The sequence below is a fragment of the Nocardioides sp. 503 genome, from assembly GCF_004522095.1.
Taxonomy (GTDB): Bacteria; Actinomycetota; Actinomycetes; order Propionibacteriales; family Nocardioidaceae; genus Nocardioides.
In genome coordinates this window covers 144,742-170,759 of record NZ_SPUI01000003.1, presented here as the reverse complement: position 1 = coordinate 170,759, position 26,018 = coordinate 144,742, and the positions used below count along the sequence as shown (strand labels likewise).

At 72.1% G+C, this 26,018-nt stretch carries 29 protein-coding genes; 10 read left to right on the top strand and 19 right to left on the bottom strand.

From position 1 onward, the window contains the following. The first annotated feature begins 2 nt into the window (after positions 1 to 2). From E4622_RS08130 to E4622_RS08115, 4 genes are all read left to right on the top strand, one after another. On the top strand, positions 3 to 773 hold the full coding sequence (locus E4622_RS08130; protein WP_134739718.1) for an ABC transporter permease subunit: 771 nt from the start codon (positions 3 to 5) through the stop codon (positions 771 to 773). Next, the gene (locus tag E4622_RS08125) at positions 774 to 1,841 is read left to right on the top strand and encodes an ABC transporter ATP-binding protein (protein ID WP_134739715.1); all 1,068 of its coding nucleotides are present in this window, start codon (positions 774 to 776) and stop codon (positions 1,839 to 1,841) included. Positions 1,842 to 1,850: 9 nt separating this feature from the next. Beyond that, complete coding sequence (locus E4622_RS08120; RefSeq protein WP_134739713.1) at positions 1,851 to 2,495, top strand: DUF1707 domain-containing protein; 645 nt, start codon at positions 1,851 to 1,853, stop codon at positions 2,493 to 2,495. A 186-nt stretch (positions 2,496 to 2,681) separates the two neighbouring features. Next, positions 2,682 to 3,638: a type IV toxin-antitoxin system AbiEi family antitoxin domain-containing protein gene (locus E4622_RS08115; protein WP_167736015.1), complete on the top strand. Its 957-nt coding sequence runs from the start codon at positions 2,682 to 2,684 to the stop codon at positions 3,636 to 3,638. Positions 3,639 to 3,898: 260 nt separating this feature from the next. Here E4622_RS08115 and ugpC read toward each other — a convergent pair whose 3' ends face one another. The 5 genes from ugpC to E4622_RS08090 form a co-directional block, all read right to left on the bottom strand. Continuing rightward, positions 3,899 to 5,170 (bottom strand): sn-glycerol-3-phosphate ABC transporter ATP-binding protein UgpC, encoded by a 1,272-nt coding sequence (gene ugpC, locus E4622_RS08110; protein ID WP_134739709.1) that lies wholly within the window; start codon positions 5,168 to 5,170, stop codon positions 3,899 to 3,901. 4 nt (positions 5,171 to 5,174) lie between these two features. Further along, entirely contained in the window at positions 5,175 to 6,005 is an 831-nt protein-coding gene (locus E4622_RS08105) for a carbohydrate ABC transporter permease (protein WP_134739708.1), read from the bottom strand. A gap of 4 nt (positions 6,006 to 6,009) precedes the next feature. Further along, positions 6,010 to 6,957 carry a sugar ABC transporter permease gene (locus E4622_RS08100; protein ID WP_245155943.1) on the bottom strand — a complete coding sequence of 316 codons (948 nt, stop codon included), beginning with the start codon at positions 6,955 to 6,957 and terminating at the stop codon, positions 6,010 to 6,012. Beyond that, positions 6,954 to 8,330 (bottom strand): extracellular solute-binding protein, encoded by a 1,377-nt coding sequence (locus E4622_RS08095; RefSeq protein WP_134739706.1) that lies wholly within the window; start codon positions 8,328 to 8,330, stop codon positions 6,954 to 6,956. Before E4622_RS08095 ends, E4622_RS08100 begins: the two co-directional genes overlap by 4 nt. Before the next feature lie 73 nt (positions 8,331 to 8,403). Next, positions 8,404 to 9,336 carry an alpha/beta fold hydrolase gene (locus tag E4622_RS08090; RefSeq protein ID WP_134739704.1) on the bottom strand — a complete coding sequence of 311 codons (933 nt, stop codon included), beginning with the start codon at positions 9,334 to 9,336 and terminating at the stop codon, positions 8,404 to 8,406. An 88-nt stretch (positions 9,337 to 9,424) separates the two neighbouring features. Here E4622_RS08090 and E4622_RS08085 point away from each other — a divergent pair, with 88 nt between their 5' ends. Continuing rightward, positions 9,425 to 10,261, top strand: coding sequence for an alpha/beta fold hydrolase (locus tag E4622_RS08085; protein WP_134739702.1), 837 nt, complete (start codon positions 9,425 to 9,427; stop codon positions 10,259 to 10,261). On the opposite strand, the gene glpX is transcribed toward E4622_RS08085, so the two are convergent. From glpX to E4622_RS08055, 6 genes are read right to left on the bottom strand one after another with little or no spacing between them, the layout of a single operon-like run. Continuing rightward, entirely contained in the window at positions 10,226 to 11,242 is a 1,017-nt protein-coding gene (glpX, locus tag E4622_RS08080; protein WP_134739700.1) for a class II fructose-bisphosphatase, read from the bottom strand. The genes E4622_RS08085 and glpX overlap by 36 nt on opposite strands. A 33-nt stretch (positions 11,243 to 11,275) precedes the next feature. Further along, positions 11,276 to 12,259 carry an ABC transporter ATP-binding protein gene (locus E4622_RS08075; RefSeq protein WP_134739698.1) on the bottom strand — a complete coding sequence of 328 codons (984 nt, stop codon included), beginning with the start codon at positions 12,257 to 12,259 and terminating at the stop codon, positions 11,276 to 11,278. After that, positions 12,241 to 13,041, bottom strand: a complete 801-nt coding sequence (locus E4622_RS08070) for an ABC transporter permease (RefSeq protein WP_134739696.1) — start codon at positions 13,039 to 13,041, stop codon at positions 12,241 to 12,243. Before E4622_RS08070 ends, E4622_RS08075 begins: the two co-directional genes overlap by 19 nt. Continuing rightward, on the bottom strand, positions 13,038 to 13,790 hold the full coding sequence (gene modA / locus E4622_RS08065) for a molybdate ABC transporter substrate-binding protein (protein WP_134739694.1): 753 nt from the start codon (positions 13,788 to 13,790) through the stop codon (positions 13,038 to 13,040). Before modA ends, E4622_RS08070 begins: the two co-directional genes overlap by 4 nt. Beyond that, positions 13,790 to 14,185: a helix-turn-helix transcriptional regulator gene (locus E4622_RS08060; RefSeq protein WP_134739692.1), complete on the bottom strand. Its 396-nt coding sequence runs from the start codon at positions 14,183 to 14,185 to the stop codon at positions 13,790 to 13,792. The genes modA and E4622_RS08060 overlap by 1 nt, the downstream gene beginning before the upstream one ends. A 24-nt stretch (positions 14,186 to 14,209) precedes the next feature. After that, on the bottom strand, positions 14,210 to 15,466 hold the full coding sequence (locus tag E4622_RS08055; protein WP_209021842.1) for an SLC13 family permease: 1,257 nt from the start codon (positions 15,464 to 15,466) through the stop codon (positions 14,210 to 14,212). 33 nt (positions 15,467 to 15,499) lie between these two features. Between E4622_RS08055 and E4622_RS08050 the strand changes: the two genes are divergently transcribed. Beyond that, complete coding sequence (locus tag E4622_RS08050; protein WP_167736014.1) at positions 15,500 to 16,054, top strand: DUF4245 family protein; 555 nt, start codon at positions 15,500 to 15,502, stop codon at positions 16,052 to 16,054. Positions 16,055 to 16,061: 7 nt separating this feature from the next. On the opposite strand, the gene E4622_RS08045 is transcribed toward E4622_RS08050, so the two are convergent. Both E4622_RS08045 and xseA read right to left on the bottom strand, forming a co-directional pair. After that, positions 16,062 to 16,262, bottom strand: a complete 201-nt coding sequence (locus tag E4622_RS08045; RefSeq protein WP_134739688.1) for an exodeoxyribonuclease VII small subunit — start codon at positions 16,260 to 16,262, stop codon at positions 16,062 to 16,064. Further along, positions 16,259 to 17,509: an exodeoxyribonuclease VII large subunit gene (gene xseA, locus E4622_RS08040; RefSeq protein WP_134739686.1), complete on the bottom strand. Its 1,251-nt coding sequence runs from the start codon at positions 17,507 to 17,509 to the stop codon at positions 16,259 to 16,261. Before xseA ends, E4622_RS08045 begins: the two co-directional genes overlap by 4 nt. A 68-nt stretch (positions 17,510 to 17,577) precedes the next feature. Between xseA and E4622_RS08035 the strand changes: the two genes are divergently transcribed. Continuing rightward, entirely contained in the window at positions 17,578 to 18,579 is a 1,002-nt protein-coding gene (locus E4622_RS08035) for a 4-hydroxy-3-methylbut-2-enyl diphosphate reductase (protein WP_134739684.1), read from the top strand. Here E4622_RS08035 and E4622_RS22700 read toward each other — a convergent pair. Both E4622_RS22700 and E4622_RS08025 read right to left on the bottom strand, forming a co-directional pair. Beyond that, positions 18,557 to 18,994 (bottom strand): GtrA family protein, encoded by a 438-nt coding sequence (locus tag E4622_RS22700; protein ID WP_167736013.1) that lies wholly within the window; start codon positions 18,992 to 18,994, stop codon positions 18,557 to 18,559. The two genes, E4622_RS08035 and E4622_RS22700, sit on opposite strands and share 23 nt — an antisense overlap. Positions 18,995 to 19,020: 26 nt before the next feature. Beyond that, on the bottom strand, positions 19,021 to 20,088 hold the full coding sequence (locus tag E4622_RS08025; protein ID WP_134739680.1) for a glycosyltransferase family 2 protein: 1,068 nt from the start codon (positions 20,086 to 20,088) through the stop codon (positions 19,021 to 19,023). 172 nt (positions 20,089 to 20,260) lie between these two features. Here E4622_RS08025 and E4622_RS08020 point away from each other — a divergent pair, with 172 nt between their 5' ends. After that, entirely contained in the window at positions 20,261 to 20,881 is a 621-nt protein-coding gene (locus E4622_RS08020) for an L-threonylcarbamoyladenylate synthase (RefSeq protein ID WP_134739678.1), read from the top strand. A gap of 26 nt (positions 20,882 to 20,907) precedes the next feature. Here the strand turns inward: E4622_RS08020 and E4622_RS08015 are convergent, their stop codons facing one another. Genes E4622_RS08015 through E4622_RS08000 form a run of 4 tightly spaced genes read right to left on the bottom strand, consistent with a single transcriptional unit; the run spans position 20,908 to position 24,447 of the window. After that, on the bottom strand, positions 20,908 to 21,336 hold the full coding sequence (locus tag E4622_RS08015; protein WP_134739676.1) for a DUF6542 domain-containing protein: 429 nt from the start codon (positions 21,334 to 21,336) through the stop codon (positions 20,908 to 20,910). 19 nt (positions 21,337 to 21,355) lie between these two features. Then, on the bottom strand, positions 21,356 to 22,441 hold the full coding sequence (locus tag E4622_RS08010) for a DNA recombination protein RmuC (RefSeq protein WP_134739674.1): 1,086 nt from the start codon (positions 22,439 to 22,441) through the stop codon (positions 21,356 to 21,358). A 34-nt stretch (positions 22,442 to 22,475) separates the two neighbouring features. Continuing rightward, the gene (locus E4622_RS08005) at positions 22,476 to 23,255 is read right to left on the bottom strand and encodes an exodeoxyribonuclease III (RefSeq protein ID WP_134739672.1); all 780 of its coding nucleotides are present in this window, start codon (positions 23,253 to 23,255) and stop codon (positions 22,476 to 22,478) included. 4 nt (positions 23,256 to 23,259) lie between these two features. Next, positions 23,260 to 24,447 (bottom strand): cysteine desulfurase-like protein, encoded by a 1,188-nt coding sequence (locus E4622_RS08000; RefSeq protein WP_134739670.1) that lies wholly within the window; start codon positions 24,445 to 24,447, stop codon positions 23,260 to 23,262. A gap of 56 nt (positions 24,448 to 24,503) precedes the next feature. Between E4622_RS08000 and E4622_RS07995 the strand changes: the two genes are divergently transcribed. Next, a complete protein-coding gene (locus E4622_RS07995) occupies positions 24,504 to 24,920 on the top strand; it encodes a hypothetical protein (RefSeq protein ID WP_134739668.1) in 417 nt (138 codons plus the stop codon). Positions 24,921 to 24,931: 11 nt separating this feature from the next. After that, complete coding sequence (gene ychF / locus E4622_RS07990; protein ID WP_134739666.1) at positions 24,932 to 26,008, top strand: redox-regulated ATPase YchF; 1,077 nt, start codon at positions 24,932 to 24,934, stop codon at positions 26,006 to 26,008. Positions 26,009 to 26,018 lie beyond the last annotated feature (10 nt).

Below are 26,018 nucleotides of genomic sequence, written 5' to 3'. Positions count from 1 at the left end.
CCATGGTGTGGCGCGTCAGCCGCTGGCTCCTGCTGGCGGCGTTCGCGCTCTTCTTCCTGGTGCCGCTCGTGGCACTGCTCAACTTCAGCACCCGCGACACCCGCACCGGCGAGCGCACCGGTGCCGCCTGGCAGGCGCTCGTCGAGGACCCGACGATGACCGAGGCCATCACGACCTCGTTGCTGCTCGCCGCCCTCACGGTCGTCGGCATGGTCGTGCTGCTGGTGCCGACGATGATCTGGGTCAAGCTCCGGGTGCCGCGCGCCACGCGCCTCGTCGAGTTCCTGTGCCTGCTCCCGCTGACGATCCCGGCCCTGGTGATCGTCGTGGGCATGGACAACGTCTACGCCTGGGTCGACTACCTCGTCGGCGACTCTCCGCTGACGCTGACGTTCGTCTACGTCGTGCTGGTGCTGCCCTACTCCTACCGCGCGATCGACTCGGCGCTCGGCTCGCTGGACGCGACGACCCTCTCCGAGGCGGCGCGCTCGCTCGGGGCCGGCTGGTTCACCGTCATCACGCGCGTGATCCTGCCCAACATCTGGCCCGGGGTCCTCGGTGGCGCGTTCATCGCGATCGCCCTGGTGCTGGGGGAGTACACCGTCTCGTCGCTGACCAACTACGAGACGCTGCCGGTCGTCATCGTGGCGATCAGCAAGGCCAACGCGCCCGAGTCCATGGCAGCGGCGCTCGCCTCGCTGCTGTTCGCCGCACTGCTGCTGATGATGCTGTCGTTCCTCGACCGTCGTCGTCGCCACCCCGGAGGGAAGTAGATGTCCGACACCGCCACCCAGGCCACCCGCGCCGTCGACGGCCTCGCCGTCGAGATGAGCGGCCTGCGCCGCTCCTACGGCGACGTGCACGCGCTGGACGGGCTGGACCTGAGCCTGGCGCCCGGCGAGATGGTCGTCCTGCTCGGTCCGTCGGGCTGCGGCAAGACCACGGCCCTGCGGATCCTGGCCGGGCTCGAGCGCCAGGACGCCGGCACGATCAGCGTCGGCGGCAAGGACCTCACCCGGGTGCCGGCCAACAAGCGCGACATGGGCATGGTCTTCCAGGCCTACAGCCTCTTCCCGCACCTCACCGTGCTCGACAACGTGGCCTTCGGGCTCAAGCTGCGCGGTCGCTCGCGCACCGAGCGCCGCAGCCGGGCCGGCGACATGCTCGACCTGGTGGGCCTCGGCACGCAGAAGGACCGCTACGCCAACCAGCTCTCGGGCGGCCAGCAGCAGCGGGTCGCGCTGGCGCGCGCCCTCGCGATCGAGCCGGCCGTGCTCCTCCTGGACGAGCCCCTCTCGGCGCTGGACGCGAAGGTCCGCGTGCAGCTGCGCGACGAGATCCGCCGCGTGCAGCTCGACGTCGGCACCACCACCCTCTTCGTCACCCACGACCAGGAGGAGGCGCTGGCCATCGCCGACCGCGTCGGCGTCATGAACGCCGGCCGGCTCGACCAGATCGCGCCGCCGGCGGAGCTCTACTCCGCGCCGGCCACGCCGTTCGTGGGCGAGTTCGTGGGGCTCAGCAACCGGATCCCCGCGAGCGTCTCGGGCGAGCGCGCCGAGGTGCTCGGCGCCAGCGTGCCGGTGCTGCCGGGCTCCGCGACCGGCACCGGTCTCGCGCTCGTGCGCCCGGAGTCGGTGTCGGTCACCCCCGACGCCGCCGGCCACGGGCACGTCGTCTCCGTGGGCTTCCTGGGCCCGGTCACCCGCGCCACCGTCCAGCTCGACGACGGCACGCTGGTCGTCGCCCAGCTCGCCAGCAGCGCCGCCGCCGACCTGGTCGTCGGCGCCCGGGTGCGCCTCGAGATCGCGGCCTCGCCGGTGCTCGTGGTCGCGTCGTAGCATGCGGTCATGACGGGCGAGGTCGAGCGCAGCGGTGATGACCCGAGCCGGCTGCGCATCTCCGACGCCGAGCGTCACCAGGTCGCCGAGCTCCTGCGCGACGCCGCCGGCGACGGCCGCATCGACCTCGGGGAGCTCGACGAGCGCCTCGAGGCGGCCTACGCCGCCAAGACCTACGCCGACCTGGTCCCGATCACCGCGGACCTGCCGGCCCACCGCGACGCAGTGAGGGCGCCCGCGACCGGGACGTCCGCCTCGCTCGTGACCCCCGGCGGCCAGCGCGAGGAGCGACACCTCGCCCTCATGAGCGGGCTCGACCGCTCCGGCGTGTGGAGGGTGCCCGAGCAGCTCACGATCACCTGCTTCATGGGCGGCGCCAACCTCGACCTGCGCCAGGCGACGTACGCCGCGAAGGAGGTCGTCATCACCGTCAACGCGATCATGGGCGGCGCCACCATCATCGTCGGCCCGCACGTCCACGTCGTCGTCGAGGGCACCGGCATCATGGGCGGCTACTCCGCCCCCTCCGGCCTGGTCGACGCCGAGCTCGACGCCGACTCCCCGACCGTGCGCATCCAGGGCTTCGCCTTCTGGGGCGGCGTCAACGTCGAGCGCAAGCCACGCCCCGACCCCCGTCCCACCCGCCCCCACTGAGGGGCGCGCGAGCGGTGAGATTCACCGGGTACCCGGTGAAACTCACGCTTCCTGTATGAAGCTTCGTGCCGGAGGCATGAGTTTCGGTCGGGTAGTGGGGCTGGTGGGACAGGCCCTTCACGGCTGTATCCACAGGTGTCTGCCAGGCAGATGCGGCCGCGAGGCGAAGCGGGCACCGTCGTACCCATGGTGATCGAGCTGGGGAGTACGAGCGGGACGCGCGGCTTTCTGCTGAGGCGGGATGCGATCGCGCTGGGGATCGACGACAACGCGCTGGCGCGCATGGTGCGGTTCGGGGAGCTCGTGCGCATCCGTCAAGGTGTCTACGCACCCCGAGCCGAGTGGGCCGCCCTGTCCCGGCGGGAGCGCCACCGGGTGCTGACTCGCGCGGTCCAAGCGCTGTACGACGGGCACGTAGCCGTGTCCCACACCTCCCAGGCGATGGCGGACGGTGCCCCCGACTGGGGCCACGACCTCAGGGAGGTGCACCTCACCCACCTCGCCGGCGGAGGTCGCCGACGCGCCGGCATCGTCCACCACGAGGGGTCGTTGCGAGTGTCCGACCTCAGTCGCGACGCTGACGGTTGGCACACCACGCCGACTCGCACCGTCCTCGACAGCTGCAACCTGCTGAGCACGGAGGCTGGACTCGTGCTGGCCAACTGGTACCTGCACGAGGGTCTGACCACGACCGAGGAGCTCGAGGCGCGGTACGTCGAGCTGCAGCGGTCGCCGCGCATGTTGGCGGTGCGGCTCGTGCTCCGGCTGGCGGACGGCGGAGCGGAGTCCGTCGGAGAGAGCCGGTTCCTCTACCTCGTCTGGAGGGCGGGACTGCCACGGCCGGTCCTCCAGTACGAGGTCTGGGACGGCGATGACCTGGTGGGTACGGTCGACGCCGTCTGGCCGGAGCTGGGCGTGATGGCCGAGTTCGACGGCAAGGTCAAGTACGGCCGCCTGCTCAAGCCCGGCCAGTCGGCGGCGGACGCAGTCTTCGCCGAGAAGGTCCGCGAGGACCGGATCCGTGAGCTCACCGGCTTCCGCGTGATCAGACCCATCTGGAGCGACTTCGAGCGGCCGGACCTGCTGGTGCAGCGCCTGCGGCGAATCATGGCTCGGCCCGGGGTGACGCGACGGTCGGGCTGAGGAGCGATTGGTGCTGACCCCTGGAGTCACACGCGTCCCAGCGCCGTCATGAAACTGGTGCTTCCCGTACGAAGTTTCGTACCGGAAGCGTGAGTTTCACCGGGTACCCGGTGAAACTCACGGACTCCAGACCCGCCGAAGTCAACGACCCCGAGACGCACCGGAGCCCGGCCACCCCAGGGGGCGACCGGGCTCCGCGTACGAGCAGACGAGCAGACGAGCAGACGAGCAGACGAGCAGACGAGCAGACGAGCAGACGATCAGCCCTCGGCGGACTCCGCGGCGGCGGTCTGCCGGTCGGCGACCTCGTGCTCGGCCTGGACCTGCTCGGCGGGGTCGTGGCCCTGCTCCAGGGCCGGCACGCGGCCGGCGCGCTCGAGGTCGATGGTGAGGTTCTCACCGGTGGCCGGGTCGAACAGGTGCATCTGCGAGGTGTCGACCCAGATCTCGGCGTCGTCGTCCTCGGCGACCTTGCTGGAGCCGTCGAGCGAGACGACCAGCTGGGTGCGCAGCGTCTCGCCGTCCAGGTCGCGCTCGAGCTGCTGCAGCTGCTCGAGCACCTCGGGCGGCGCCTCGAAGGGGATGTAGGCGTAGGCGGTGTTGCCCAGCCACTCCACCTGGTCGATCTTGGCGCGGAACGTCGAGCCCTTGCGGGTCTGGTCGACGACCGAGGCGTCCTCGAACGCCTCGGGCCGGATGCCGGCGATCAGCAGGCCCCGGCCGGCCACCTTGGCGGCCTTGTCGGCCGGGATCTCCACCTTGCCGAACGGCAGCTCGACGGTGGTCCCCTCGACCGTCGCCGGCAGGAAGTTCATCGGCGGGGAGCCGATGAAGCCGGCGACGAACAGGTTGCCGGGGTTGGTGTAGAGCTCGCGCGGCGAGGCCAGCTGCTGCAGGATCCCGCGCTTGAGCACCGCCACGCGGTCGCCCAGCGTCATCGCCTCGGTCTGGTCGTGGGTGACGTAGACCGTGGTGATGCCGAGCTTCTTCTGCAGCCGCGCGATCTCGCTGCGCATCTGGCCGCGGAGCTTGGCGTCCAGGTTGGACAGCGGCTCGTCGAAGAGGAAGGCGTCGGCGTCGCGGACGATCGCGCGTCCCATCGCGACCCGCTGGCGCTGGCCACCGGAGAGGTTGGCCGGCTTGCGGTCCAGGTGCTCGTCGAGCTCCAGGGTCTTGGACGCCGCGCGCACCTTCTCGTCGACGGTCTTGTTGTCCTCCTTGGCGAGGCGCAGCGGGAAGGCGATGTTCTCGTAGACCGTCAGGTGCGGGTAGAGCGCGTAGTTCTGGAACACCATGGCCAGGTTGCGCTCCTTGGGGGCCAGGTCGTTGACCTTGCGGTCCCCGATCATCATGTCGCCCGAGGTGATGTCCTCGAGCCCCACGATCATCCGCAGCAGCGTGGACTTCCCGCAGCCGGACGGTCCGACCAGGATCATGAACTCCCCGTCGGCGACGTCGATGCTGACGTCGTTGACCGCGGGGAACCCGTCGCCGTACTTCTTGACGATGTTCTTCATGTCGATGGCAGCCATGAGCTCAACCCTTCACTGCGCCGGAGGTCAGGCCGGCGACGATCTTGCGCTGGAAAATCAGGACGATGATGATGATCGGGATCGTCGAGACGACGGCTCCCGCGGCCAGCAGCGACGCCGGCCGGTTGAATGGGTCGGCCCCCACGAAGAAGGACAGCGCCGCCGGGATCGGCCGCGCGCTCTCCGTCGAGGTGAGCGAGATCCCGAACACGAAGTCGTTCCACGCGAAGAAGAACGTCAGGATCGCGGCCGTGAAGACGCCCGGCGCCGCGAGCGGCACGATCACCTTGCGGAACGCCTGCCACGAGGTGGCGCCGTCGACCTGGGCCGCCTGCTCGAGCTCCCACGGGATCTCCCGGAAGAACGCCGAGAGCGTCCAGATCGCCAGCGGCAGCGTGAAGGACATGTAGGGGATGATCAGGCCGGGCCAGGTGTCGTAGAGGCCGATCGTGCGCCACATGTCGAACAGCGGCCCGACCAGCGACACCACGGGGAACATCGCGATGGCCAGCGCCATCGTGAGCACGAACTTCTTGCCCTTGAACTCCAGGCGGGCGATGGCGTACGCCGCCAGCGTCGCGATGATCACCGAGAGCAGCGTGGCGATCAGGCTGATGCCGATGGAGTTGACGATCGCCCGACGGAACTGCGGGTTGTCGAGGACGTCCTTGTAGTTCTGCCAGCCGGCGCCCGCCCCGTCCGCGGGGAAGAAGCCGGGGCTGCCGTTGGTGATCGCGGCCTGGGACTTGAACGACAGCGAGATGATCCACGCGACCGGCAGCAGGCACCAGAGCAGGATCAGCACGCAGCCGACTGCGGTTCCGAGCTTCCTCATGTCCTCATCCCTCCTGCCGCGCCGCGGCGAGGTCGACCCGGAACAGCTTGACGATCAGCCACGCGATCAGCAGCACCGACAGGAACAGCAGCACCGACAGGGCGGAGCCGATCCCGAGCTGGAACTGCTCGATGGTCTGGCGGTAGGTCAGGAACGAGATCGACTCGGTCTTGACCGCACCGGCGGTCATGACCGCGATGTTGTCGAAGATCCGGTAGGCGTCGAGCGCGCGGAAGAGCACCGCCACCATGATCGCGGCCCGCATGTTGGGCAGGATCACCTTCCACAGTCGCTGCCACCAGGTGGCGCCGTCGACCTTGGCGGCCTCGATCATGTCCTCCGACACCTGGGCCAGCCCGGCCAGCAGGAGCAGCGACATGAACGGCGTCGTCTTCCAGATCTCGGACACCATGATCGCGATCACGGCGGGCGTGGTCTCCCCGAACCAGTTGAACTGGAGATCCATCCCGGGGATCCAGGAGTTGATGAAGCCGTTCTGGTAGCTGAACGCGAACTGCCACGCGAAGCCCGAGACCACAGTGATGATGCCGTAGGGGATCAGGATCGAGGTGCGGATGACGCCGCGCGCGAAGATCACGCGGTGCATCACCATCGCGAAGATGAAGCCGATGACCAGCTCGATCGCGACCGTGACGACCATGTAGAGGACGGTCACCCCGGTGTCGCGCCAGAAGAGCGGGTCGCTCAGTGCGGTGACATAGTTGCTCAGCCCGACGAACTCCTTGTCCTCCGGCGCCGTGAGCGAGTAGTTGTACAGCGACAGGTAGAGCGCCCGCAGCATCGGGAACGCCGTGACGATGAGCATCACGATGATCGCCGGCAGCACGAGCCTCCGGCCGAGCGCGTTCTCGGCCTTGGCGCGGTTGCTGTCGGGCGGCGTCGTGGTGTCCGGTCGGGCCTTCTCGCCCGCCGTGGCGGTGTAGGTGCTCACAGCAGGGCCTTCCCTTCGAGGACGTCCTTGAGGAACTTCGCGGACTCCTCCGGGGTGCGGTCAGGGTCGACCGACTTGGGGGAGTGCCAGACGCTCTGGATCGCCGCGGAGATCGTGGCGTAGTAGGAGCTCTTGGGTCGCGGCCCGCCCTCGTCGACGCTCTGGCTGAAGAGCTCCAGCAGGTCGGCCGGGTAGGCCTCCTTGAGCTCCGGGGCGTCGTAGGCCGAGTTGCGCGCGGGCATCAGCCCGGACTCGACCGCGAGCGCCACCTGGGCCTCGGTGGTCGTGACGCACTCCGCGGCCTCGAGGGCGAAGTCGGTGTTCTCGGAGAACGCGCCGACGCCGATGTCGATGCCGCCGATGGGGGGCTTGGAGGCCTCGCCCTCGACGGTGGCCGGGTAGCGGGCCCAGCCGAGGTCCTCGAAGTCCTCCTTGGTGATGGTGCCGGGCTCGACGAGACCCTCGTAGTTCTTGTAGACGAACGTCCAGTTCGTCATGAACTCGCCCGCGCCTTCGGCGGGGTACATCAGCCCGAGGCTGGTGCCCTCGTTGGACGTCGTCAGGTCGGGCTGGGCGGCAGCGGAGCCGGCCAGCTTCTGGATCACCGAGGCGGCGGCGCGGCCGGCGTCGGAGTCGATGTCGACCGAGGCGTCCTTGCCCTTCTCGTTGTCGCTGATGATGTCGCCGCCGGCGCCCTGGATGAGGGCGTTGATCCACACGACGTAGGCCTCGTACTTGTTGGCCTGGACCCCGACCGTGCCCTTGTTGTCGGCCGCCGCCTCGATGACCTGGTCCCAGGTGACGGGCTTGGTCATGTCGAGGCCAGCGGCCTCGGCGAGCGACTTGCGGTACCAGAGGACCTGGGTGTTGGCCCACTGCGGGAAGGCGTAGACGCCCTCGTCCCACTTGACCGTGTCGGCCGCGCCCTCGAGCACGTCCTCGTCGGTGGCGGTCCCTGCGGCGTCCTTCGGGAGCTCCTCGAGCCAGTTGGCGTTGGCGAACTCCGCCACGAAGACCGGGTCGAGGCTCATCAGGTCGGTGGAGGAGTCCTTGGCGGCCAGGCGCCGCGCCAGCTGGGTGCGCTGGTCCGTGGCACCGGAGGGCAGCAGCTGGATCTCGATGTCGTAGTCGTCGGTGCTGCACTGCTCCGCCAGCTTGGTCAGCGTCTCCACCCCGTCGGGGTTGACGTACCAGTTGAGCGTGGGCTTTCCGGAGTCTCCCGAACACGCCGCCAACAGGCTCGTGGCCAGCACGGCCACACCGACCGCGGCGATGCCGCGGGTGCCTCCGCTCCTGCGCTTCTTCCACCGGCGAGCCGGAGGTCCTCCCGAGTCGTGCGCCATCTGTCCCTCCCGGATAGTGGTGTGGGTCACACGTCTAGTCCTATCGGACCAGAATGTCCACCGTCACACCGGTACCCCGATGGGCCAGGTCTCCGACAGGCTCTTATCCGCGCGCCCGCGCCCGGTCCGCCGTACGACGGATGCCGGCGGCGAAGGTCTCGAAGAGCGGCTCGGGCATGTCGTGACCCATGCCCTCGATGAGCAGCAGCTCGGCGCCGGGCACGGCCGCGGCGGTGGCGCGGCCGCCGGAGACGTGGACCATCTTGTCGGCGAGCCCGTGCACCACCAGGGTCGGCACCGTGACCGACCTCAGGCGCGGGCCGCGGTTGGGCTGGTGGAGGATCGCGAGCATCTGGCGCACCACGCCCTCGGGCGAGACGCCGCGGTCGTAAGTCTCCTCGGCGCGCGCGGCCACCTGCTCGTCGGTCTGGGGGAAGCCAGGTGAGCCGATCAGCTTCCACAGCGCGGCACTGGCCTTGACGTAGGCCTCCCGGCCGGCGCCGCGGTTGGCGAGGAGCGAGGGCAGCAGCGCCGGGTGCTGCCAGCCGACCGTGCGCTTGCCGGTCGTCGACATGATGCTGGTCAGGCTGCGCACGCGCTTGGGCTGGGCGATCGCCATCGTCTGCACGATCATCCCGCCCATGGACACCCCGACGATGTGGGCCGACTCCAGCCCGAGATGGTCGAGGAGGCCCAAGGCGTCCTCGGCCAGGTCGTCGAGCGTGTACGGCGGTCGGGTGCGCCCGCCCGCGAACGCGCGCACGAGCGCCGTCCGGCCGACCCGGGCGCCGACGCGGCTCGACCGGCCGGTGTCGCGGTTGTCGTAGCGGATCACGTAGAACCCGCGCGCCGCCAGCAGCCGGCACAGCTGCGGGTCCCACCAGGTCATGGGCCCGCCGAGCCCCATCACCAGCAGCAGCGGCTCGTCGTCGGGGTCGCCGAAGGTCTGGTAGCAGAGCTCCACCCCTTTGGCCACAGGCGCGAAGAGCTCCTCGGACACGGCGACGTCGGGCGTCTGGCGGGGACCGGTGGTCATGCCGGGATCATCTCGCACCCGGTGACCGGCGCGCTCGACCGGGCCGGAACTCCCTCGCCCCGGGCCCTGCTGCGCGTACCGTCCGGGGGTGAGCACCCCGACCCTGGCGTCCTTCCTGCTGCCCGAGGGGTTCGCGCGCCCGGCCGTCTCCGCGGTCATCCGCGAGGGCAGCGTGCTCACCGAGGCCGTCCGCTACGCGCTGCGCTCGGCCGGCGACCGCCGTACGCGCCGGAGCACGCCGTACACGGGCCGGCTGCTGCCGCGGGCCGCCGACCCGGTCGTGCTGGTGCCGGGCTTCATGGCCGGCGACGCGTCGCTCACGCTGATGTCCAGACACCTGCGGGCACAGGGTTTCCGGACCTACCGCTCGCACATCCGCGCCAACGTCGGGTGCACGCTCGACGCAGCGGCCCAGCTCGAGGAGCGGCTGGAGTCGATCGTGATCCGCCGCGGCACCCGGGTCCAGCTCGTGGGCCACAGCCTGGGCGGGATGCTCGCGCGCGGCATCGCCGTACGCCGCCCGGACCTCGTGTCCGGCATCGTCACGCTCGGCAGCCCGATGCTCGCCCCGGCGGCCCACCACCGGGTCCTGACCGTGAGCGTCGACCTGCTGGTGCGGCTCAGCCGTGCGGGGGTCCCCGGGCTCATGGCCGCGGACTGCGTGGCCGGCGGCTGCGCGCGCCAGAGCTTCGACGAGACCCGGCTGCCGCTGCCCGTGGGCGTGGGCTTCACCGCGGTCTACTCCAAGCGCGACGGCATCGTCGACTGGCGCGCGTGCGTGCCCACCGAGGCGTGGGGCGTCGAGGTGACCGCCTCCCACCTCGGCATGGCGGTCGACCCGCGCGTCATCGACCACGTGGTGGCGTCGCTGCGCCGCCAGGCGGTGGCGTCAGTGGTCGAAGTCGATCGCGGAGTAACTGCGTAGCTTCTGCAGGCGGTGCTCGGAGGTGATCGAGCGGATCGTGCCGCTGCGCGAGCGCATGACCAGCGAGTGGGTCGTCGCGCCGCCCTTGGCGTAGCGCACGCCGCGCATCAGGTCGCCGTCGGTGATGCCGGTGGCGACGAAGAAGCAGTCGTCGCCGGTCACCAGGTCGTCGGTGGACAGCACGAAGTCCGGGTCGAGGTCGTGCCCGGCGTCCAGGGCGCGCTGCCGCTCCGCGTCGTCCTGCGGCCAGAGCTGGCCCTGGATCACCCCGCCCATGCACTTCATGGCGCACGCCGTGATGATCGCCTCGGGGGTGCCGCCGACGCCGAGCAGCAGGTCGACACCGCTGTCGGGCCGGGCCGCGGAGATCGCGCCGGCGACGTCGCCGTCGACGATGAACTTGATGCGCGCGCCCGTGGCGCGGATCTCCTCGGCCAGCGCCGCGTGGCGCGGGCGGTCGAGCAGCACCACGGTGACGTCCTCGGCCTTGCCGCCCTTGGCCTTGGCGACCTGGTGGATGTTCTCCGCCACGGGGTAGCGGATGTCGACGACGTCGGCCGCCTCGGGACCGGTGGCCAGCTTGTCCATGTAGAAGACCGCGGACGGGTCGTACATCGAGCCGCGCGGGGAGACCGCCAGCACGGCGACCGCGTTGGCCATGCCCTTGGCGGTCAGCGTGGTGCCGTCGATCGGGTCGACCGCGACGTCGCAGTCGGGGCCGGTGCCGTCGCCGACCTGCTCGCCGTTGTAGAGCATCGGGGCGTTGTCCTTCTCGCCCTCGCCGATGACGACGGTGCCGTTCATGCCGATGGTCGAGATCATCACGCGCATGGCGTTGACGGCCACCGCGTCGGCGCCGTTCTTGTCGCCGCGGCCCACCCAGCGCCCCGCCGCCATGGCGGCCGCCTCGGTCACCCGCACCAGCTCGAGCGCCAGGTTGCGGTCGGGGGTCTGGGGCGCGACGTCGAGCGAGGGGTCCATGGTCGGCATCGTAACGGTGACCTCGAGGTCGTCTCAGGTCGCGGCGTAGGCCTGCACGGCGGTCTCCTTGACCGAGAGCCACACTTCGCGGCCCGGTGCCAGCCCGAGCTCGCCGGCGGCCGCCGGGGTGACGTCGGCGAGCAGCTCGTGCTCACCGGAGACCAGCAGGCGTACGGCGTCCCCGTGCGGCGCCGCGCTGAGGACGACCCCGCGCCACCGGTGCCGCGCCGACCCCTCCGGCCGGTGCAGCGAGACCGTCACCGCGCGGGGGCTGAACGAGCGCAGGACGTCGCCCTCGCGCAGCACGTTGAGCCCGACGAGGCGCGCCACGTGGTCGGTGCGCGGCCGGGCCGCGACCTCCTGGGGGGTGCCCTCCTGCGCCACCCGGCCGCCGTCCAGGACCACCACCCGGTCCGCCAGCGTCAGGGCGTCGATCGCGTCGTGCGTGACCAGCAGCGCCACGCCGGGGTAGTCGGCGAGGTGGCGGGCCAGCTCGATCCTCAGCGCGGTGGCCACGCCGACGTCCAGGCCGGCGAACGGCTCGTCGAGCAGCAGCAGGGCGGGCTCGGTCGCCAGCGCCCGGGCGATCGCCACCCGCTGCGCCTGGCCGCCCGACAGCTCGCCCGGCCGCCGGCCCGACAGCTCGCCCACACCCAGTCGGTCGAGCCAGGCCTGGGCCGTCGCGTCGGCGTCGCGGCGGCGGATGCCGCGGGCGCGGGGCCCGAAGGCGACGTTGGCCAGCGCCGTGAGGTGGGGGAACAGCGACTGGTCCTGGAAGACGTAGCCGACCTGGCGGTCGCGCACGAGCCGCGGCGGCTCGGTCCAGCTGTCGCCCGCGACCGTCACCGAGCCGGACAGCCCGGTGAGCCCGGCCAGCGCGCGCAGGAGCGTCGTCTTGCCGGCGCCGTTGGGTCCGATCACGGCGACGACCTGGCCGGGCTCGGCGGTGACCGTCGCGTCGAGCCGCCCGGCGACGTGGACGCGCGCGTCGAGGCCGCTCACGGCGTGGTCAGCCATCGGTTGCGGAGCGCGGCGAGGATGGCGACCGAGGCGACGAGCAGGATCATGCTCAGCGTGCGCGCCACCTCGGGGTCGCCCTGCAGCGTGGTGTAGATCAGCGAGGGCATGGTCTGGGTGGTGCCCGGGTAGTTGCCGGCGAAGGTGATGGTGGCCCCGAACTCCCCGAGCGAGCGGGCCCAGGCCAGGACCGCGCCGGCCAGGACGCCCGGCATGGCCAGCGGCAGCGTCACGCGGCGGAACATCGTCCAGCGCGAGGCCCCGAGCGTGGCCGCGACGACGTCGTAGCGCTCGCCCGCGCTGCGCATCGCGCCCTCGACGGACAGGACGTAGAACGGCATCGAGACGAACGTGTGCGCGATGACCACGGCCGGCGTCGTGTAGGGCAGTGAGACGCCCCCCTCGCGCAGCAGCGGCCCCAGCAGGCCGGTGCGGCCCATGGCCGTGACCAGGGCGACGCCGGCGACGACCGGCGGCAGCACCAACGGGACCGTCACCGCGGCCCGCAGCACCGCTCGCCCACGGAAGTCGACGCGAGCGAGCAGCCAGGCCAGCGGGGTGCCGAGCACCAGGCAGGCCACCACCGTCGCGCCCGAGGCCACCGCCGTGAGCCGCAGCGCCTCGCCGACCTCGCGGCTGCCGAGGCGGTCGAGGAACGTCGCCCAGGGGGTGTCGAGGACCAGGCTCACCAACGGCAGCACCAGCAGCGCCGCGGCGAGGCCGGCGGGGACGAGGAGGACCAGGGGTGGGCGCCCCAGCGTGTCGGTCCGACGAGCCGTCACGGCGCCCCGAAGCCCGCGTCCTCGAGCACCTGCTGCCCTGCGTCGGAGAGCACCAGGTCGACGAACTCCTGAGCGAGGTCGGCGTCCTGCGACTGCTCGAGCGGCGCGATCGGGTACGTCGTGACCTGCGCGTCGGCGCCCGGGATCTCGAACGTCCTCACGTCCGCGCCGGCGGCCACCGCGTCGGAGGCGTAGACCAGGCCGGCGTCGGCCTCCCCGCTGACGACCTTGGCCAGCACCGCCTTGACGTCGACCTCGAGGCTGGCCGGCTCGGCGTCCAGCCCGGTGCTCGTGCGGAGGGCGGCCGCGACCTTGCCGCAGGGCGCGGTCTCGACGCAGACCACGTAGGTGACGTCGCCGGCCGCGAGGTCGTCATAGGAGGTGACGCCCGCCGGGTTGTCGGCGGGGGTGACGAGCACCATCGTGTTGGTCGCGAAGACCTCCGGGTCGGCGGCCAGGACGTCGGTGGCGCTGGTCATGGTCTTGGTGTCGGCCGTGGCCAGCACGTCGGCGGGGGCGCCCCCGACCGCCTGCTCGGCGAGGGTGGCCGAGGAGTCGAAGGCCAGCCTGACCGTGACGCCGTCGTGGTCGGCCTCGAACTCGTCGGCCAGGGCGGTGAAGGTCTCGGTGAGCGAGGCAGCGGCGAGCACGGTGATCGTCGTGCCCCCGTCACCCCCCTCGTCGTCGTCGCCGCAGGCGGCGAGCGGGAGCAGGAGGGCGAGGGTCAACAGGAGGGGAAGGGGCTTCATCAGGGACGCTCCACGACGACGTTGGTGGACTTCACCGAGGCGACGGCGCGCACGCCCGGCTCGAGCCCGAGGTCGTCGGCCGCCTCGGAGCTCATCAGCGAGACGATCCGGTAGGGCCCGCAGATCAGGTCGACCTGCGCCATGACGGCGTCCTTCTTGACCCGGACGACGATGCCGGTGAGCCGGTTGCGGGCGCTGACGGCGGAGGCGCGGGCAGGGTCGGGGTCGCGGGAGTCGGCGAGCGACTCGGCGAGGACCGCGAGGTCGGTGCCGGCGATGACGGCGCGGCCGTCGGCGGTGGAGGCGGCGACGCGGCCGGCGTCCACCCAGCGTCGCAGGGTGTCGTCGCTGACACCGAGGATCTCGGCGGCCTCCGCAACTCGGTAGGTGCTCACGCGGCCAGTCTGCCGCAGGTGCGGCTAGGTGACCAGCCAAAGGGCCGTGACTGCGGCGGCGAGGCTGAGCGGCGTCACCACGAACGACACCAGGTGGAAGCGGCCCAGGCCGGGCCTTTCGCCGTACCTGCCGAGGTGACGCGCCCAGAGCAGGTTGGCCAACGAGCCGCTGTAGGTGAGCCCGGCGCCGATGTTGAGGCCGAGCAGGGCGGCGAGCACGGCCGTGTCGCCGAGCGGCGCCAGGAGCGGGACGAGCAGCAGCGTGGCCGACAGGTTCGTCAGCAGGTTGGCGAGCACCGTGGCCAGCAGGGCGATCAGGGCGAGGGCCCCCAGCGCCGTCGAGCCCGGCAGCACCCGCTCCACGAGGTCGCCCAGGAAGCCCTCCGAGATCGCTGCGACCACCACGCCCAGCGCGAGCACGAAGCAGGCGAAGCCCGGGTGGGCGGCGCCGACGACGTCGCGCGCGACCAACAGCCGACGGTGACGGGCCCAGCCGACGAGCACGAGCGCCGCTGCGGTCGAGACCACGAACGGCTCCACGCCCAGCGGCGAGGTCGCCGCGAAGCCGACCAGCATCAGCGCCACCACCGCCACAGGCACCGGCTCCACGGCGGGCGTCGCCACGTCGCCGCGGTCGGCCGGCGGCGCGCCGAGCTCGCGGCGGAAGACGAACCGGAGGACGACGTACTCGACGGCCAGGACCGCCACCAGCACGGGCGCCATCGTGACGGCGAACCCGGCGAAGGTCAGGTCGAGGTGCGGCGTGGCCAGGAGGTTGGTGAGGTTGGAGACCGGCAGCAGCAGCGAGGCGGAGTTGGCCATGCGCAGGCACGCGTAGGCGCCCGGGCCGGTCGAGGTGCCGGCTGCGACCGCGGCGCCGACGACGACCGGGGTGAGCAGCACGACGGTGGCGTCGAGGCTCAGCACCGCCGTGACGGCGGCCGCGACCAGGAAGGCGGCGGTGAAGAGCCGCCGCGGGGCGTGGGGCCGGCCGGGTCCCGGGCGCAGCAGGCGCCCTGCCGCCGCGAAGAGCCCCGCTCGGGCGCAGACGTCGGAGACCACCAGGATCGTGGCGAGGAAGGCGACCACCGGCGCGAGCTGACGGACGGCGTCGCCGGCGTGGTCGAGGGAGACCAGGCCGGTGGCGAGGGCCGCCCCGGCCGCGAGCACCGAGACCGCCGCCTCCACCCGTCCGGAGGGGTGCCGGTAGGCCGTGACGAGGAGCGCGAGGAGGGCTGCGACCGCGACCACCTCGGCGACCAGGTGGGCGAGGGTCGGCACCCGGGCAATCTACCCACCTGTGAGGATGGGCCCGTGAGCGACAGCGAGAAGCCGGCCCGGTACGCCCGGACGGCCAACGGGCTGATCGCCTCGCTGGTGGTCACCGTGCTCGCCGTCACCGCGTTCGTGGTGTTCCGGGCGGTGACCCGGGACAACCCGGAGATCGAGCCCGAGGCCGTCGACTACCTCGAGACCGTCGAGCTGGTGCAGGACGCCGGCCTCGAGGTCGCCTACCCGCCGACGCTCCCCGAGGGCTGGAAGGCCACCAACGTCGCCTTCACCCCGGGCGACCGGCCCGCGTTCGGCCTCTCGATCCTCACCGACGCCGGCACCTTCGTCGGGGTGCGGCAGGAGGACGAGGGCTTGGACGACCTGCTGGCGACGTACGTCGACGAGGACGCCGCCGAGGAGGACCCGGTCGACTTCGACAGCCCGATCGCGACCGCCTGGGAGAGCTACTCCGACGAGGGTGGCGACCTGGCCTACGCCACCGAGCTCGGCGAGGACACCCTGCTGGTCTACGGCTCGGCCAGCGAGGCCGACCTGCGGCTGCTGCTCGAGTCGCTGACCACCGACCCGCTGGGCTGAGCCGAGCTCAGCCTTCCTCGGCGTCGAGGACCTCGTCGAGGCGCTTGCGGGCGCCGTCGAGCCACTCCTGGCAGATCGTGGCGAGCTGCTCGCCGCGCTCCCAGAGGGCCAGCGACTCCTCCAGCGTGGTGCCGCCGGTCTCGAGGCGGCGTACGACGTCGAGCAGCTCCTCGCGGGCGGCTTCGTAGGAGGGCGTGGCGTCGGTCATGCGGGCTCTTCTTCCTCGTGCGGGACGGGGTCGGGGGTGGTCGAGTCGACGGTGGCGGCGATGCGGCCGTCGGCCACGCGGACGCTGACGGAGGCGCCGGGGGAGACCGCGTCGAGGGAGGTCACGACGTGGCCGTCCGCGTCCTGCAGCACGGCGTAGCCGCGCTCGAGGGTCGCCAGGGGCGAGAGGGCGCGGGCGCGGGCCCGCTGGTGGCCGATGTCGTCGGCGGCGCGGTCCAGGGCGTGGCGCAGGGTGCGGCGGCTGCGCTCGAGCAGGGCGGCCAGCTCGGCCCCGCGGTCGTCGATGAGCGAGCGGGGGTCGGCCAGCGCCGGGCGCCCGCGCAGCGCGTCGAGGCGGTGCTGCTCGTGGTCGACGCGTGTGCGCACGGTCTGGCGCATCCGCAGCCGCGCCTGCCCGAGGCCCGCCACCTCCTGGTGGACGTCGGGGACGACCAGCTTGGCGGCGTCGGTCGGCGTGGAGGCGCGCACGTCGGCGACCAGGTCGAGCAGCGGCGAGTCGGGCTCGTGCCCGATCGCGGAGACCACCGGGGTCCGCACCCGCGCCACGGCCCGGATCAGGCCCTCGTCGCTGAACGGCAGCAGGTCCTCCACCGCGCCGCCGCCGCGGGCGATGACGATCACGTCGACGGTGGGGTCACGGTCCAGCCGCGCGACGGCCTCCATGACCTCGGCGGCCGCGCGGGTGCCCTGCATGGCCGCGTGGACGACCTCGAAGGCGACCGCCGGCCACCGGCGCTGCGCGTTGTCGAGCACGTCCCGCTCGGCCGCGCTGTTGGGCGCCGTGACCAGACCGACCTTGCCCGGCAGGAACGGCAGGCGGCGCTTGAGCTCCTGGGCGAACAGGCCCTCGGCGGCGAGCAGCTGACGACGTTGCTCGAGCCGGGCCAGCAGCTCGCCGAGCCCGACCATCTTGATCTCGCGCGCGTAGAGGGACAGCGTGCCGCGGTTGGCGTAGTAGGACGGCTTGGCGTTGATGACCACGCTCGCGCCCTCGACCAGGGGCGGGTTGAGGCCGTCGAACATCTGCCGCGAGCACGTCACGGGCACCGACACGTCGGCCACCGAGTCGCGCAGCGTCATGAACACCGTCCCGACCCCGGGGCGGCGGCTGACCTGCGCCACCTGCCCCTCGACCCACACCGGCCCCAACCGGTCGATCCACCCTGCGACGGCGTTGGCGATCTGGCGTACGGGCGCCGGCGACTGCGCGGACGTCTCCAGAGCCATGCCCGCGACCCTAGGTGATGGCACCCACAGGAATCGGCGCAGCCTCGGCCCGCCCGTAGACTGGAGCCATGACGATCGACCTGGGCACGCCGCGCCTGCTCTCGCCCGAGGACGCCGACAAGGCGGTCCTGCTCGCGGCCCCGCGCGGCTACTGCGCCGGGGTGGACCGGGCGGTCGTGACGGTCGAGAAGGCGCTGGACCTCTACGGCTCGCCCGTCTACGTCCGCAAGCAGATCGTCCACAACAAGCACGTCGTGGCCGACCTGGAGGCACGCGGTGCGGTCTTCGTCGAGGAGCTCGACGAGGTGCCGGCCGGCCAGACCGTGGTGTTCTCCGCCCACGGGGTCTCCCCGGAGGTGCACCGCCAGGCCGAGGCGCGCGAGCTCAAGACGATCGACGCGACCTGCCCGTTGGTCACCAAGGTCCACCACGAGGCGCGTCGCTTCGCCGACGACGACTACGACATCCTGCTGATCGGCCACGAGGGCCACGAGGAGGTCGAGGGGACCGCCGGCGAGGCGCCCGACCACATCCAGCTCGTGCAGAGCCCCGCCGACGTCGCCGGCATCGTCGTGCGCGACCCGGCCCGCGTGGCCTGGCTGTCGCAGACCACGCTGTCGGTCGACGAGACCCTCGAGACGGTCGCGGCGATCCGCGAGCGCTTCCCGCTGCTGCTCGACCCGCCCAGCGACGACATCTGCTACGCCACCCAGAACCGCCAGCTGGCGGTCAAGGAGATCGCTCAGGACGCCGACCTCCTGATCGTGGTCGGCTCGGGCAACTCCTCCAACTCCGTGCGCCTCGTCGAGGTCGCCCTCGAGGCCGGCGCCAAGACCTCCTACCGCGTCGACGACGCCTCCGAGATCGACGAGGCCTGGCTCGACGGCGTGCGCAACGTCAGCGTCACCTCGGGCGCCAGCGTCCCGGAGGCGCTGGTCGACGGCGTGCTGGCCTACCTCGCCGAGCGCGGCTACCCCGACGCCAAGGCCGTGCACAGTGCCGAGGAGTCGCTCATCTTCTCGCTCCCCAAGGAGCTGCGCCGCGACCTCAAGGCCGCGGGTCGGAGCTGACCGTCCCGGCGTCGCTTGCCGTCTCGGGCTGACCGACGGCCGGCCACACCACCCAGCGGTAGGCCACGAAGTTCAGCACGAAGCTGACGCCGATCGCGGCCACCTTGACGCCCAGGACGAGCAGGTCCCCGGGGTCCTCGCCGCCGGGCGCCAGCGCCAGCAGCGCGTGGATCACCAGCGGTTGCAGCACCCACAGGGTGACGCCGTTGGTGGCCAGGAAGAGCACCGCGTGGCGCAGCGTCAGCCGCTGGGCGCGGAAGGTGAACAGCCCGTTGACGACGAAGCTGAACGTCATGCCGGCGACCGTCGAGACGAAGTTGGCCGCCACGATGCCCAGGCGGTCGTGCAGCAGCATGAACAGCACGACGTCGATGAGCGTGTTGGCGACCCCGACCCCCGCGAAGCGCGCCAGCACGGCGCCGCGCCGGGGGGTGTGGTCGCTCAGGACGCACCGTCCCGGCGGGCCGCGACGTGGTCGCGGGCGCGCGGCGCCGAGCTCAGCGACGTGACGCCGACGCGCTCGCCGCGCGCGGCCAGCGCCAGCGAGTAGAGCGGCCGGTCCTGGGTCTCGACGTAGACGCGACCGAGATAGCTCCCGATGACGCCCATCATGATCAGCTGCAGCCCGCTCAGCAGGAACATGCCCACGCCCAGGAACGCCCATCCGGGCACGGCCTGCTCGGGTACGAAGAGCCGCACCACCAGGACGTACGCCGCGAGCATGATGCTGATGATCGAGATGGCGTAGCCGAGCCGGGAGATCCAGCGCAGCGGCGCCGTCGAGAACCCCAGGATGCCGTTGGCCGCGAACGCGACCATCTTGCGGAAGGGGTAGCCCGTCTCGCCGGCGTGGCGCGGGTCGCGGTCGAAGAGCAGCGCCTCCTGGCGGAAGCCCACGTGCGCGACGATCCCGCGCAGGAAGCGCTCGTGCTCGCGGTAGCGCGAGACCTCGGCGACGACCTTGCGGTCCATGAGCCGGAAGTCACCGACGTTGCGGGGGATCTCGATGTCGGCGAGGCGGTCGAGGAGCCAGTAGAACCCGTAGGCGGTGGTGCGCTTGAAGAACGAGTCCTGGCGGGAGCGGCGCTGGGCGTAGACCACGTCGACGCCGTCCTCCCACATCGCGATCATCTCGACGCTGACCGGGGGCGGGTCCTGCAGGTCGGTGTCCATGACGATCACCGCGTCGGCGTCCGTGGCGGCGTCCAGGCCGGCGGTCACCGCGATCTGGTGGCCGTAGTTGCGCGAGAAGCCGAGCACGGTCACGCGCGTGTCCGCGTCGCGCAGCTCGAGGAGCCGGGCGAGGGAGTCGTCGCGGCTGCCGTCGTCGACGTAGATGTACTCGAAGTCGACGTCGGCGCGGACCTCGGTGGCCTGCAGCAGGGCGCGGTGGAAGACCGCGATGTTCTCGGCCTCGTTGTAGACGGGCAGGACGTAGGTGACCTTCGGCCGCTCACGGTCGACGGTGCCGGCGCTCGGGCGCTGGTCGGGCAGGTGCTGGTCAGACATCGGTTCGCTCTCAGGTGCTCGGTCGGTCCGCGGCGCGCAGCCGCGGGTGGGCGTACCGGCGTTCGTACCCGGCGCGCCTGGGGCGACGCTGTGGATCAGCCCTGCCGATGCTACGGCCCGGCGCGTCCCCAGCGGGAAACCCCGGGTCCCGCGCAGGTCGTAGGGTGGCGGCATGGCCCGGTTCGTCGACATCCACCCCGACAACCCGCAGCCGCGGCTGCTGCAGCAGGTCGTGGACGCCCTGCGCGACGACGCCCTCATCGCCTACCCGACCGACTCCGGCTACGCCCTGGGCTCCCGGATCGGCAACCGCGACGGACGCGACCGCATCCTGCGCATCCGTGGGCTCGACGACCGGCACCACTTCACGCTCGTCTGCAAGGACTTCTCGCAGCTCGGCCAGCTGGTCCACGTCGACAACTCGGCGTTCCGGGCGATCCGGGCGGCGACGCCCGGGCCCTACACGTTCATCCTGCCGGCGATGCCCGAGGTGCCGCGCCGGTTGATGCACCCCAAGAAGCGCACCGTCGGCGTCCGCATCCCCGACCACACGGTCGTCCAGGCGCTCCTGGACCTGCTGGGCGAGCCGCTGCTCACCAGCACCCTGATCCTCCCCGGCGAGACCGAGGCCCGCACCATGGGCTGGGAGATCAAGGAGGAGCTCGACCACGAGGTCGACCTGGTCATCGAGGCCGGCGAGACCACCTCCGAGCCGACCACCGTCGTCGACTGGTCCTCGGGCTCTCCGGAGGTCGTACGCCGGGGCGCGGGCGACCCGGACCGCTTCGCCTGACGCGTCGCAGGACGCGGGCCCGCGGGTCAGCCCAGCGAGGTGCTGCGGGTCTCGTCGGCGGGGGAGAGCCGCCGCTGGCGGATGAAGAGGACCGCCAGGCACAGCAGGTAGCCGACGACGAGCGCGACGCTGTGCTCGGACAGCCCGGTGATGACGGCCTGGACCGTGCCGTCCTCGGGGTGGCCGAGCACGTCGCGGCGGCTGATCCCGAGGAGCACGAACACCCCGACCATGAGCAGCGGAGGCAGCACCCCGACGGAGAAGAAGTCGGCGGGGCGGACGCTGAGCGCGAGCGCCACGCAGAGCGCGACGAAGCAGAGGTCGAAGAACAGGCCGATGCCGGTGCCGACGAGCAGGTCGAGCACGACGGCCGTGAGCGTGGCGGCGACGCCGAGGGCGACGACCTCGCGGCCCGGCTGTCGGCCCTCGTCCCAGAGCGTCGGGGCGTGGCTCACGAGACTCTCGCCACTGCGGTCACAGGGCCACCGTATGGTCCGCCTCCGGCTCATCCGGGGCGGCGCGCCGGGAGACCGCGCGCAGCTCCACGGCGCGCGGGGCCGGCAGCTCCTCGTCGGTGACCGACAGGTCGGTGAACCGGCGGGCGGCCACGAGCACCCGTGACTCCAGCGAGCCGACGGCCTGGTTGTAGTGGCCGACCGCGGCGTTGAGCGAGCGTCCGAGCTGGTCGACGTGGGAGCCGAGGGTGCCGAGGCGGGTGTGCAGCTCGCGACCCAGGCGGTGGATCTCGCGCGCCCGGTCGGCCAGCGCCTCGTGGCTCCAGCCGTGGGCGACCGTGCGCAGCAGGGCGATGAGGGTCGTGGGGGTGGCCAGCACGACCTGACGCGTGGCGGCGTAGTCGATCAGGTCGCCGTCGGCCTCGAGCGCGGCCGCGAGGAACGACTCGGCCGGCATGAACAGCACCACGAACTCCGGGCTCTCCGCGAGCGATCGCCAGTAGGCCTTGCCCGCCAGGGTGTCCACGTGGGCGCGGACCTGGCGCGCGTGGCGGGCCAGGTGTCCGTCGCGGACGTCCTCGTCGTCGCTGGTGGTGGCGTCGAGGTAGGCGTCCAGCGGCACCTTGGCGTCGACGACCAGCTGACGCCCGCCCACGAGGTGCACGACCAGGTCGGGACGGCGCGCGCCGTCGTCGAGGCGCACCTGCTCGGAGAAGTCGCAGCGGTCGACGAGCCCCGCCAGCTCGACGGCGCGACGCAGGTGGAGCTCGCCCCATCGCCCTCGGACCTGGGGCTTGCGCAGCGCCGTCGACAGCGACTGGGTCTCGCGCCGCAGCAGGTCGTTGGACTGGCGCATGTCGAGGACCTGCTGGTGCAGCTGGCTCTGCCACGCCACCCGGTTGTGCTCCAGGTCGCGCATCTGGTCCTGCAGCCGCTCCAACCCCTCCTTGACGACGGCCTGGTCGGCGGCGCGCTGGTCGAGCGCCGCCACCGTGCGGTCCTCGTGCGGCGCCCGGTCGCGGCCCCGCAGCAGGCCGGCGGCGTAGCCCAGGCCCGCGCCCGCCGCGAGGCAGACGATCAGGGCGAGCAGCGTGGTCGGGTCCATGGCAGCAGCATGGACGCGACCACCGACAGCCCCGTCAGTCGGCGAGGTCGACGACCACCGGCGCGTGGTCGGAGGCGCCCTGCCCGGCACGCTCCTCGCGGTCGATGAAAGCGCCGGTGACGCGCGAGGCGAACGGTGCCGAGCCCAGGACGAAGTCGATGCGCAGCCCGCGGTTGCGCTCGTAGCGCTGGCGGTAGTAGTCCCAGTAGGTGTAGACCCCCGGGCCGGGCGTGTGCGGCCGGACGACGTCGACGTAGCCGTCGTCGAGGAAGCGCTGGAAGGCCGCCCGCTCCCGCGGGGTGACGTGCGTGGAGGTCGCGAACTGCCTCATGTCGAAGACGTCCTCGTCGAGCGGCGCGATGTTCCAGTCGCCGACGAGCGCCGTCGGCCCACCGAGCCAGTCGAGCGCCGTCTCGCGCAGGGCGGCGAGCCACTCGAGCTTGTAGAGGTAGTGGGGGTCGTCGACCTTGCGGCCGTTGGGCACGTAGAGCGACCAGACCCGCACGCCGCCGCAGGTCGCCCCGATCGCACGCGCCTCGGCCGTGACCGGGTCGCCGAACCCGGGCATGCCGTCGAAGCCCACCTGCACGTCGTCGAGCCCGACCCGGCTGATGATCGCGACGCCGTTCCACTGGTGGTAGCCGGCGGTGGCGACCTCGTAGCCCATCGACTGCAGCCCCATCAGCGGCAGCTGGTCCTCGCGCGCCTTGGTCTCCTGCAGGGCCAGGACGTCGAGGTCGTGGCGCTCCAGCAGCCGCTCGACCCGGTCGATGCGGGAGCGGAGCGAGTTGACGTTCCAGGTGGCGAGGCGCATCGCGTCAGCCTAGGAGCGAGCGCAGACCGGTGAGCAGGCGGTCGACGTCGTCGGGCGAGGAGTACGCCGCCAGGCCGACCCGCACGCCGCCGGTGTCCCCGAGCCCGGCGTGCCGCGACGCCTCGACGGCGTAGAAGTGCCCCGACGGCGCGTTGACGTCCTGCGCGCCCAGGTGGGCGTGCACGTCGCGCGGGCTGTGCCCTGCGACGGTGAACAGCACCGTCGGCGTGCGCCGCGCGGCTCGTCCGTGCACCGTCACCCCGTCGAGGTCCGCCAGCCCGTCGAGCAGCCGGCGCAGGAGCCCGGCCTCGTGCTCCTCGACCGCGGCCATCGACGCCAGCACCCGCTCGCGCCGCGGGCCCTCGCCGGGCACCAGCGAGGCGATGAAGTCGACCGCCGCGGTGACCCCGGCGAGCAGCTCGTAGGGGAGCGTCCCGAGCTCGAACCGCTCCGGCACCGCGTCGCTGGACGGCAGCAGCTTGTCGGGACGCAGCCCCTCCAGCAGGGCGGGGTCCGCGACGAGCGCGCCCAGGTGCGGTCCGAAGAGCTTGTAGGGCGAGAGCACCAGGAAGTCCGCCCCCGTCGCGGCCAGGTCCACCGGCGCGTGCGGCGCGAGGTGCACCGCGTCGAGGTGGACGAGCGCCCCGACCGCGTGCGCCTGCGCGGCGACCGCGGCCACGTCGGGGCGCGTGCCGAACAGGTTGGAGGCGGCGGTGACCGCCACGAGTCGCGTGCGCTCGGACAGCAGCGGCGCGATGTCGTCGAGCTCGGTGGTCACCGGGTCGAAGCCGAGCCAGCGCACCGTCGCGCCGGCGCGCTCGGCGGCGATGACCCACGGGCGGATGTCGGCGTCGTGGTCCAGGCGCGTCACCACGACCTCGTCGCCCGGCCCCCACCCGGCGGAGAGGGTGCGCGCGAGGTCGAAGGTCAGCTGCGTCATCGACCGGCCGAACACCACCCCGCCGGCGTCCCCGCCGACGAGGTCCGCGACCGCCTGGCGGGCGCCGGCCACCACCGCGTCCGTACGGCGCTCGGTCGCCGACAGCGCCCCGCGCTGGCAGAGCCCGGAGGTCATCGCGTCGGCGACCGCCTGGGCGACGACGCTCGGCACCTGGGAGCCGCCCGGTCCGTCGAAGTGGGCCGTGCCCAGGGCCAGGGACGGGAACTGGGCGCGGACGTGCTCGAGATCCATGCCGCCAGGCTGTCAGACCGCCGGTGGAGGCGCCGGACCCGTGGTTGGATCGCGGCATGAGACGCACCGTCGAGGTGATGCTGGTCGGCGCGATCGTGCTGGACGTCGCCTACTGGTCGATCTGGTTCACCGACCGCGACGTCCTGGCGAGCGAGCACCGGGCGGCGTACTACGAGTTCGAGAACGCCTTCCCGCTGGCCGACCTGTGGCTGGGCGTGGTCTGCGTGCTCGCGCTCGTGGCACTGCGCAGCGAGCGGCCCTCGGCGCCGTTCTGGCTGGTCGCCGCGGGCTCGGCGGGCATGTACCTCTTCGGCATGGACCTGCTCTACGACCTGGAGCACGGCATCTTCGCCGCCGGGGGCGGCGGCGCGGTCGAGGCGGTCATCGTCGCGGTGACGCTGGTCTTCTCCGTGACCGTCCTGCGCTTCGCGTGGGGCCTGCTCGATTACGGCGGTCGGCCCGCCGGTCCGTAGACTCGCCGCCCGTGGCACTCACCATCGGCATCGTCGGTCTCCCCAACGCGGGCAAGTCAACGCTCTTCAACGCGCTCACCAAGAACGACGTCCTCGCGGCGAACTACCCGTTCGCGACGATCGAGCCCAACGTCGGCGTCGTCGGCGTCCCCGACGATCGGCTCCCCAAGCTCGCGGAGGTCTTCGGCTCCGCCAAGATCCTTCCGGCCACGGTGGAGTTCGTCGACATCGCCGGCATCGTCAAGGGCGCCAGTGAGGGCGAGGGCCTGGGCAACAAGTTCCTGTCCCACATCCGCGAGTCGTCGGCCATCTGCCAGGTGACCCGGGTGTTCCGCGACGAGGACGTCACCCACGTCGACGGCGAGGTCAACCCGTCCAACGACATCTCGACCATCCAGACCGAGCTGATCCTCGCCGACCTGCAGACGGTCGAGAAGGCCATCCCGCGCCTGGAGAAGGAGGCCCGCGGCAACAAGGCGGTGCTCGCCAACCTCGAGGCCACCAAGGAGGCGCTGGGCCACCTCGAGGCCGGTACCCCGATCATCAGCACGTCGATCGACCGCAGCCTGGTCCGCGAGCTCTCGCTCCTGACGGCCAAGCCGTTCATCTACGTCTTCAACTGCGACGCCGACGAGCTCGCCGACGAGCCCCTCAAGGACGAGATGCGCGCGCTGGTCGCGCCCGCCGAGGCGATCTTCCTGGATGCGAAGTTCGAGTCCGAGCTCGTCGAGCTCGGCGACGACGACGAGGCCCGCGCGATGCTCGCCGAGATGGGCGTCACCGAGCCCGGCCTCGACACCCTGGCCCGCGTCGGTTTCGACACCCTTGGCCTGCAGACCTACCTCACCGCCGGCCCCAAGGAGTCGCGCGCCTGGACGATCCCCAAGGGCGCCACCGCCCCCGAGGCCGCCGGCGTCATCCACACCGACTTCCAGCGCGGCTTCATCAAGGCCGAGATCGTCTCGTTCGACGACCTGATGGCCGCAGGCTCCATGCAGAAGGCCAAGGAGGCCGGCAAGGTCCGCATGGAGGGCAAGGACTACGTCATGGCCGACGGAGACGTCGTGGAGTTCCGCTTCAACGTCTGACCCCTGCCCG

What these genes read in the sequence shown, in the direction of transcription:
- E4622_RS08130 (WP_134739718.1), top strand. Translation starts at nt 3, where the DNA reads ATGGTGTGGCGCGTCAGCCGCTGGCTCCTGCTGGCGGCGTTCGCGCTC.
- E4622_RS08125 (WP_134739715.1), top strand. Translation starts at nt 774, where the DNA reads ATGTCCGACACCGCCACCCAGGCCACCCGCGCCGTCGACGGCCTCGCC.
- E4622_RS08120 (WP_134739713.1), top strand. Translation starts at nt 1,851, where the DNA reads ATGACGGGCGAGGTCGAGCGCAGCGGTGATGACCCGAGCCGGCTGCGC.
- E4622_RS08115 (WP_167736015.1), top strand. Translation starts at nt 2,682, where the DNA reads ATGGTGATCGAGCTGGGGAGTACGAGCGGGACGCGCGGCTTTCTGCTG.
- ugpC (WP_134739709.1), bottom strand. Translation starts at nt 5,170, where the DNA reads ATGGCTGCCATCGACATGAAGAACATCGTCAAGAAGTACGGCGACGGG.
- E4622_RS08105 (WP_134739708.1), bottom strand. Translation starts at nt 6,005, where the DNA reads ATGAGGAAGCTCGGAACCGCAGTCGGCTGCGTGCTGATCCTGCTCTGG.
- E4622_RS08090 (WP_134739704.1), bottom strand. Translation starts at nt 9,336, where the DNA reads ATGACCACCGGTCCCCGCCAGACGCCCGACGTCGCCGTGTCCGAGGAG.
- glpX (WP_134739700.1), bottom strand. Translation starts at nt 11,242, where the DNA reads ATGGACCCCTCGCTCGACGTCGCGCCCCAGACCCCCGACCGCAACCTG.
- E4622_RS08075 (WP_134739698.1), bottom strand. Translation starts at nt 12,259, where the DNA reads ATGGCTGACCACGCCGTGAGCGGCCTCGACGCGCGCGTCCACGTCGCC.
- modA (WP_134739694.1), bottom strand. Translation starts at nt 13,790, where the DNA reads ATGAAGCCCCTTCCCCTCCTGTTGACCCTCGCCCTCCTGCTCCCGCTC.
- E4622_RS08045 (WP_134739688.1), bottom strand. Translation starts at nt 16,262, where the DNA reads ATGACCGACGCCACGCCCTCCTACGAAGCCGCCCGCGAGGAGCTGCTC.
- xseA (WP_134739686.1), bottom strand. Translation starts at nt 17,509, where the DNA reads ATGGCTCTGGAGACGTCCGCGCAGTCGCCGGCGCCCGTACGCCAGATC.
- E4622_RS08035 (WP_134739684.1), top strand. Translation starts at nt 17,578, where the DNA reads ATGACGATCGACCTGGGCACGCCGCGCCTGCTCTCGCCCGAGGACGCC.
- E4622_RS08025 (WP_134739680.1), bottom strand. Translation starts at nt 20,088, where the DNA reads ATGTCTGACCAGCACCTGCCCGACCAGCGCCCGAGCGCCGGCACCGTC.
- E4622_RS08020 (WP_134739678.1), top strand. Translation starts at nt 20,261, where the DNA reads ATGGCCCGGTTCGTCGACATCCACCCCGACAACCCGCAGCCGCGGCTG.
- E4622_RS08010 (WP_134739674.1), bottom strand. Translation starts at nt 22,441, where the DNA reads ATGGACCCGACCACGCTGCTCGCCCTGATCGTCTGCCTCGCGGCGGGC.
- E4622_RS08005 (WP_134739672.1), bottom strand. Translation starts at nt 23,255, where the DNA reads ATGCGCCTCGCCACCTGGAACGTCAACTCGCTCCGCTCCCGCATCGAC.
- E4622_RS08000 (WP_134739670.1), bottom strand. Translation starts at nt 24,447, where the DNA reads ATGGATCTCGAGCACGTCCGCGCCCAGTTCCCGTCCCTGGCCCTGGGC.
- E4622_RS07995 (WP_134739668.1), top strand. Translation starts at nt 24,504, where the DNA reads ATGAGACGCACCGTCGAGGTGATGCTGGTCGGCGCGATCGTGCTGGAC.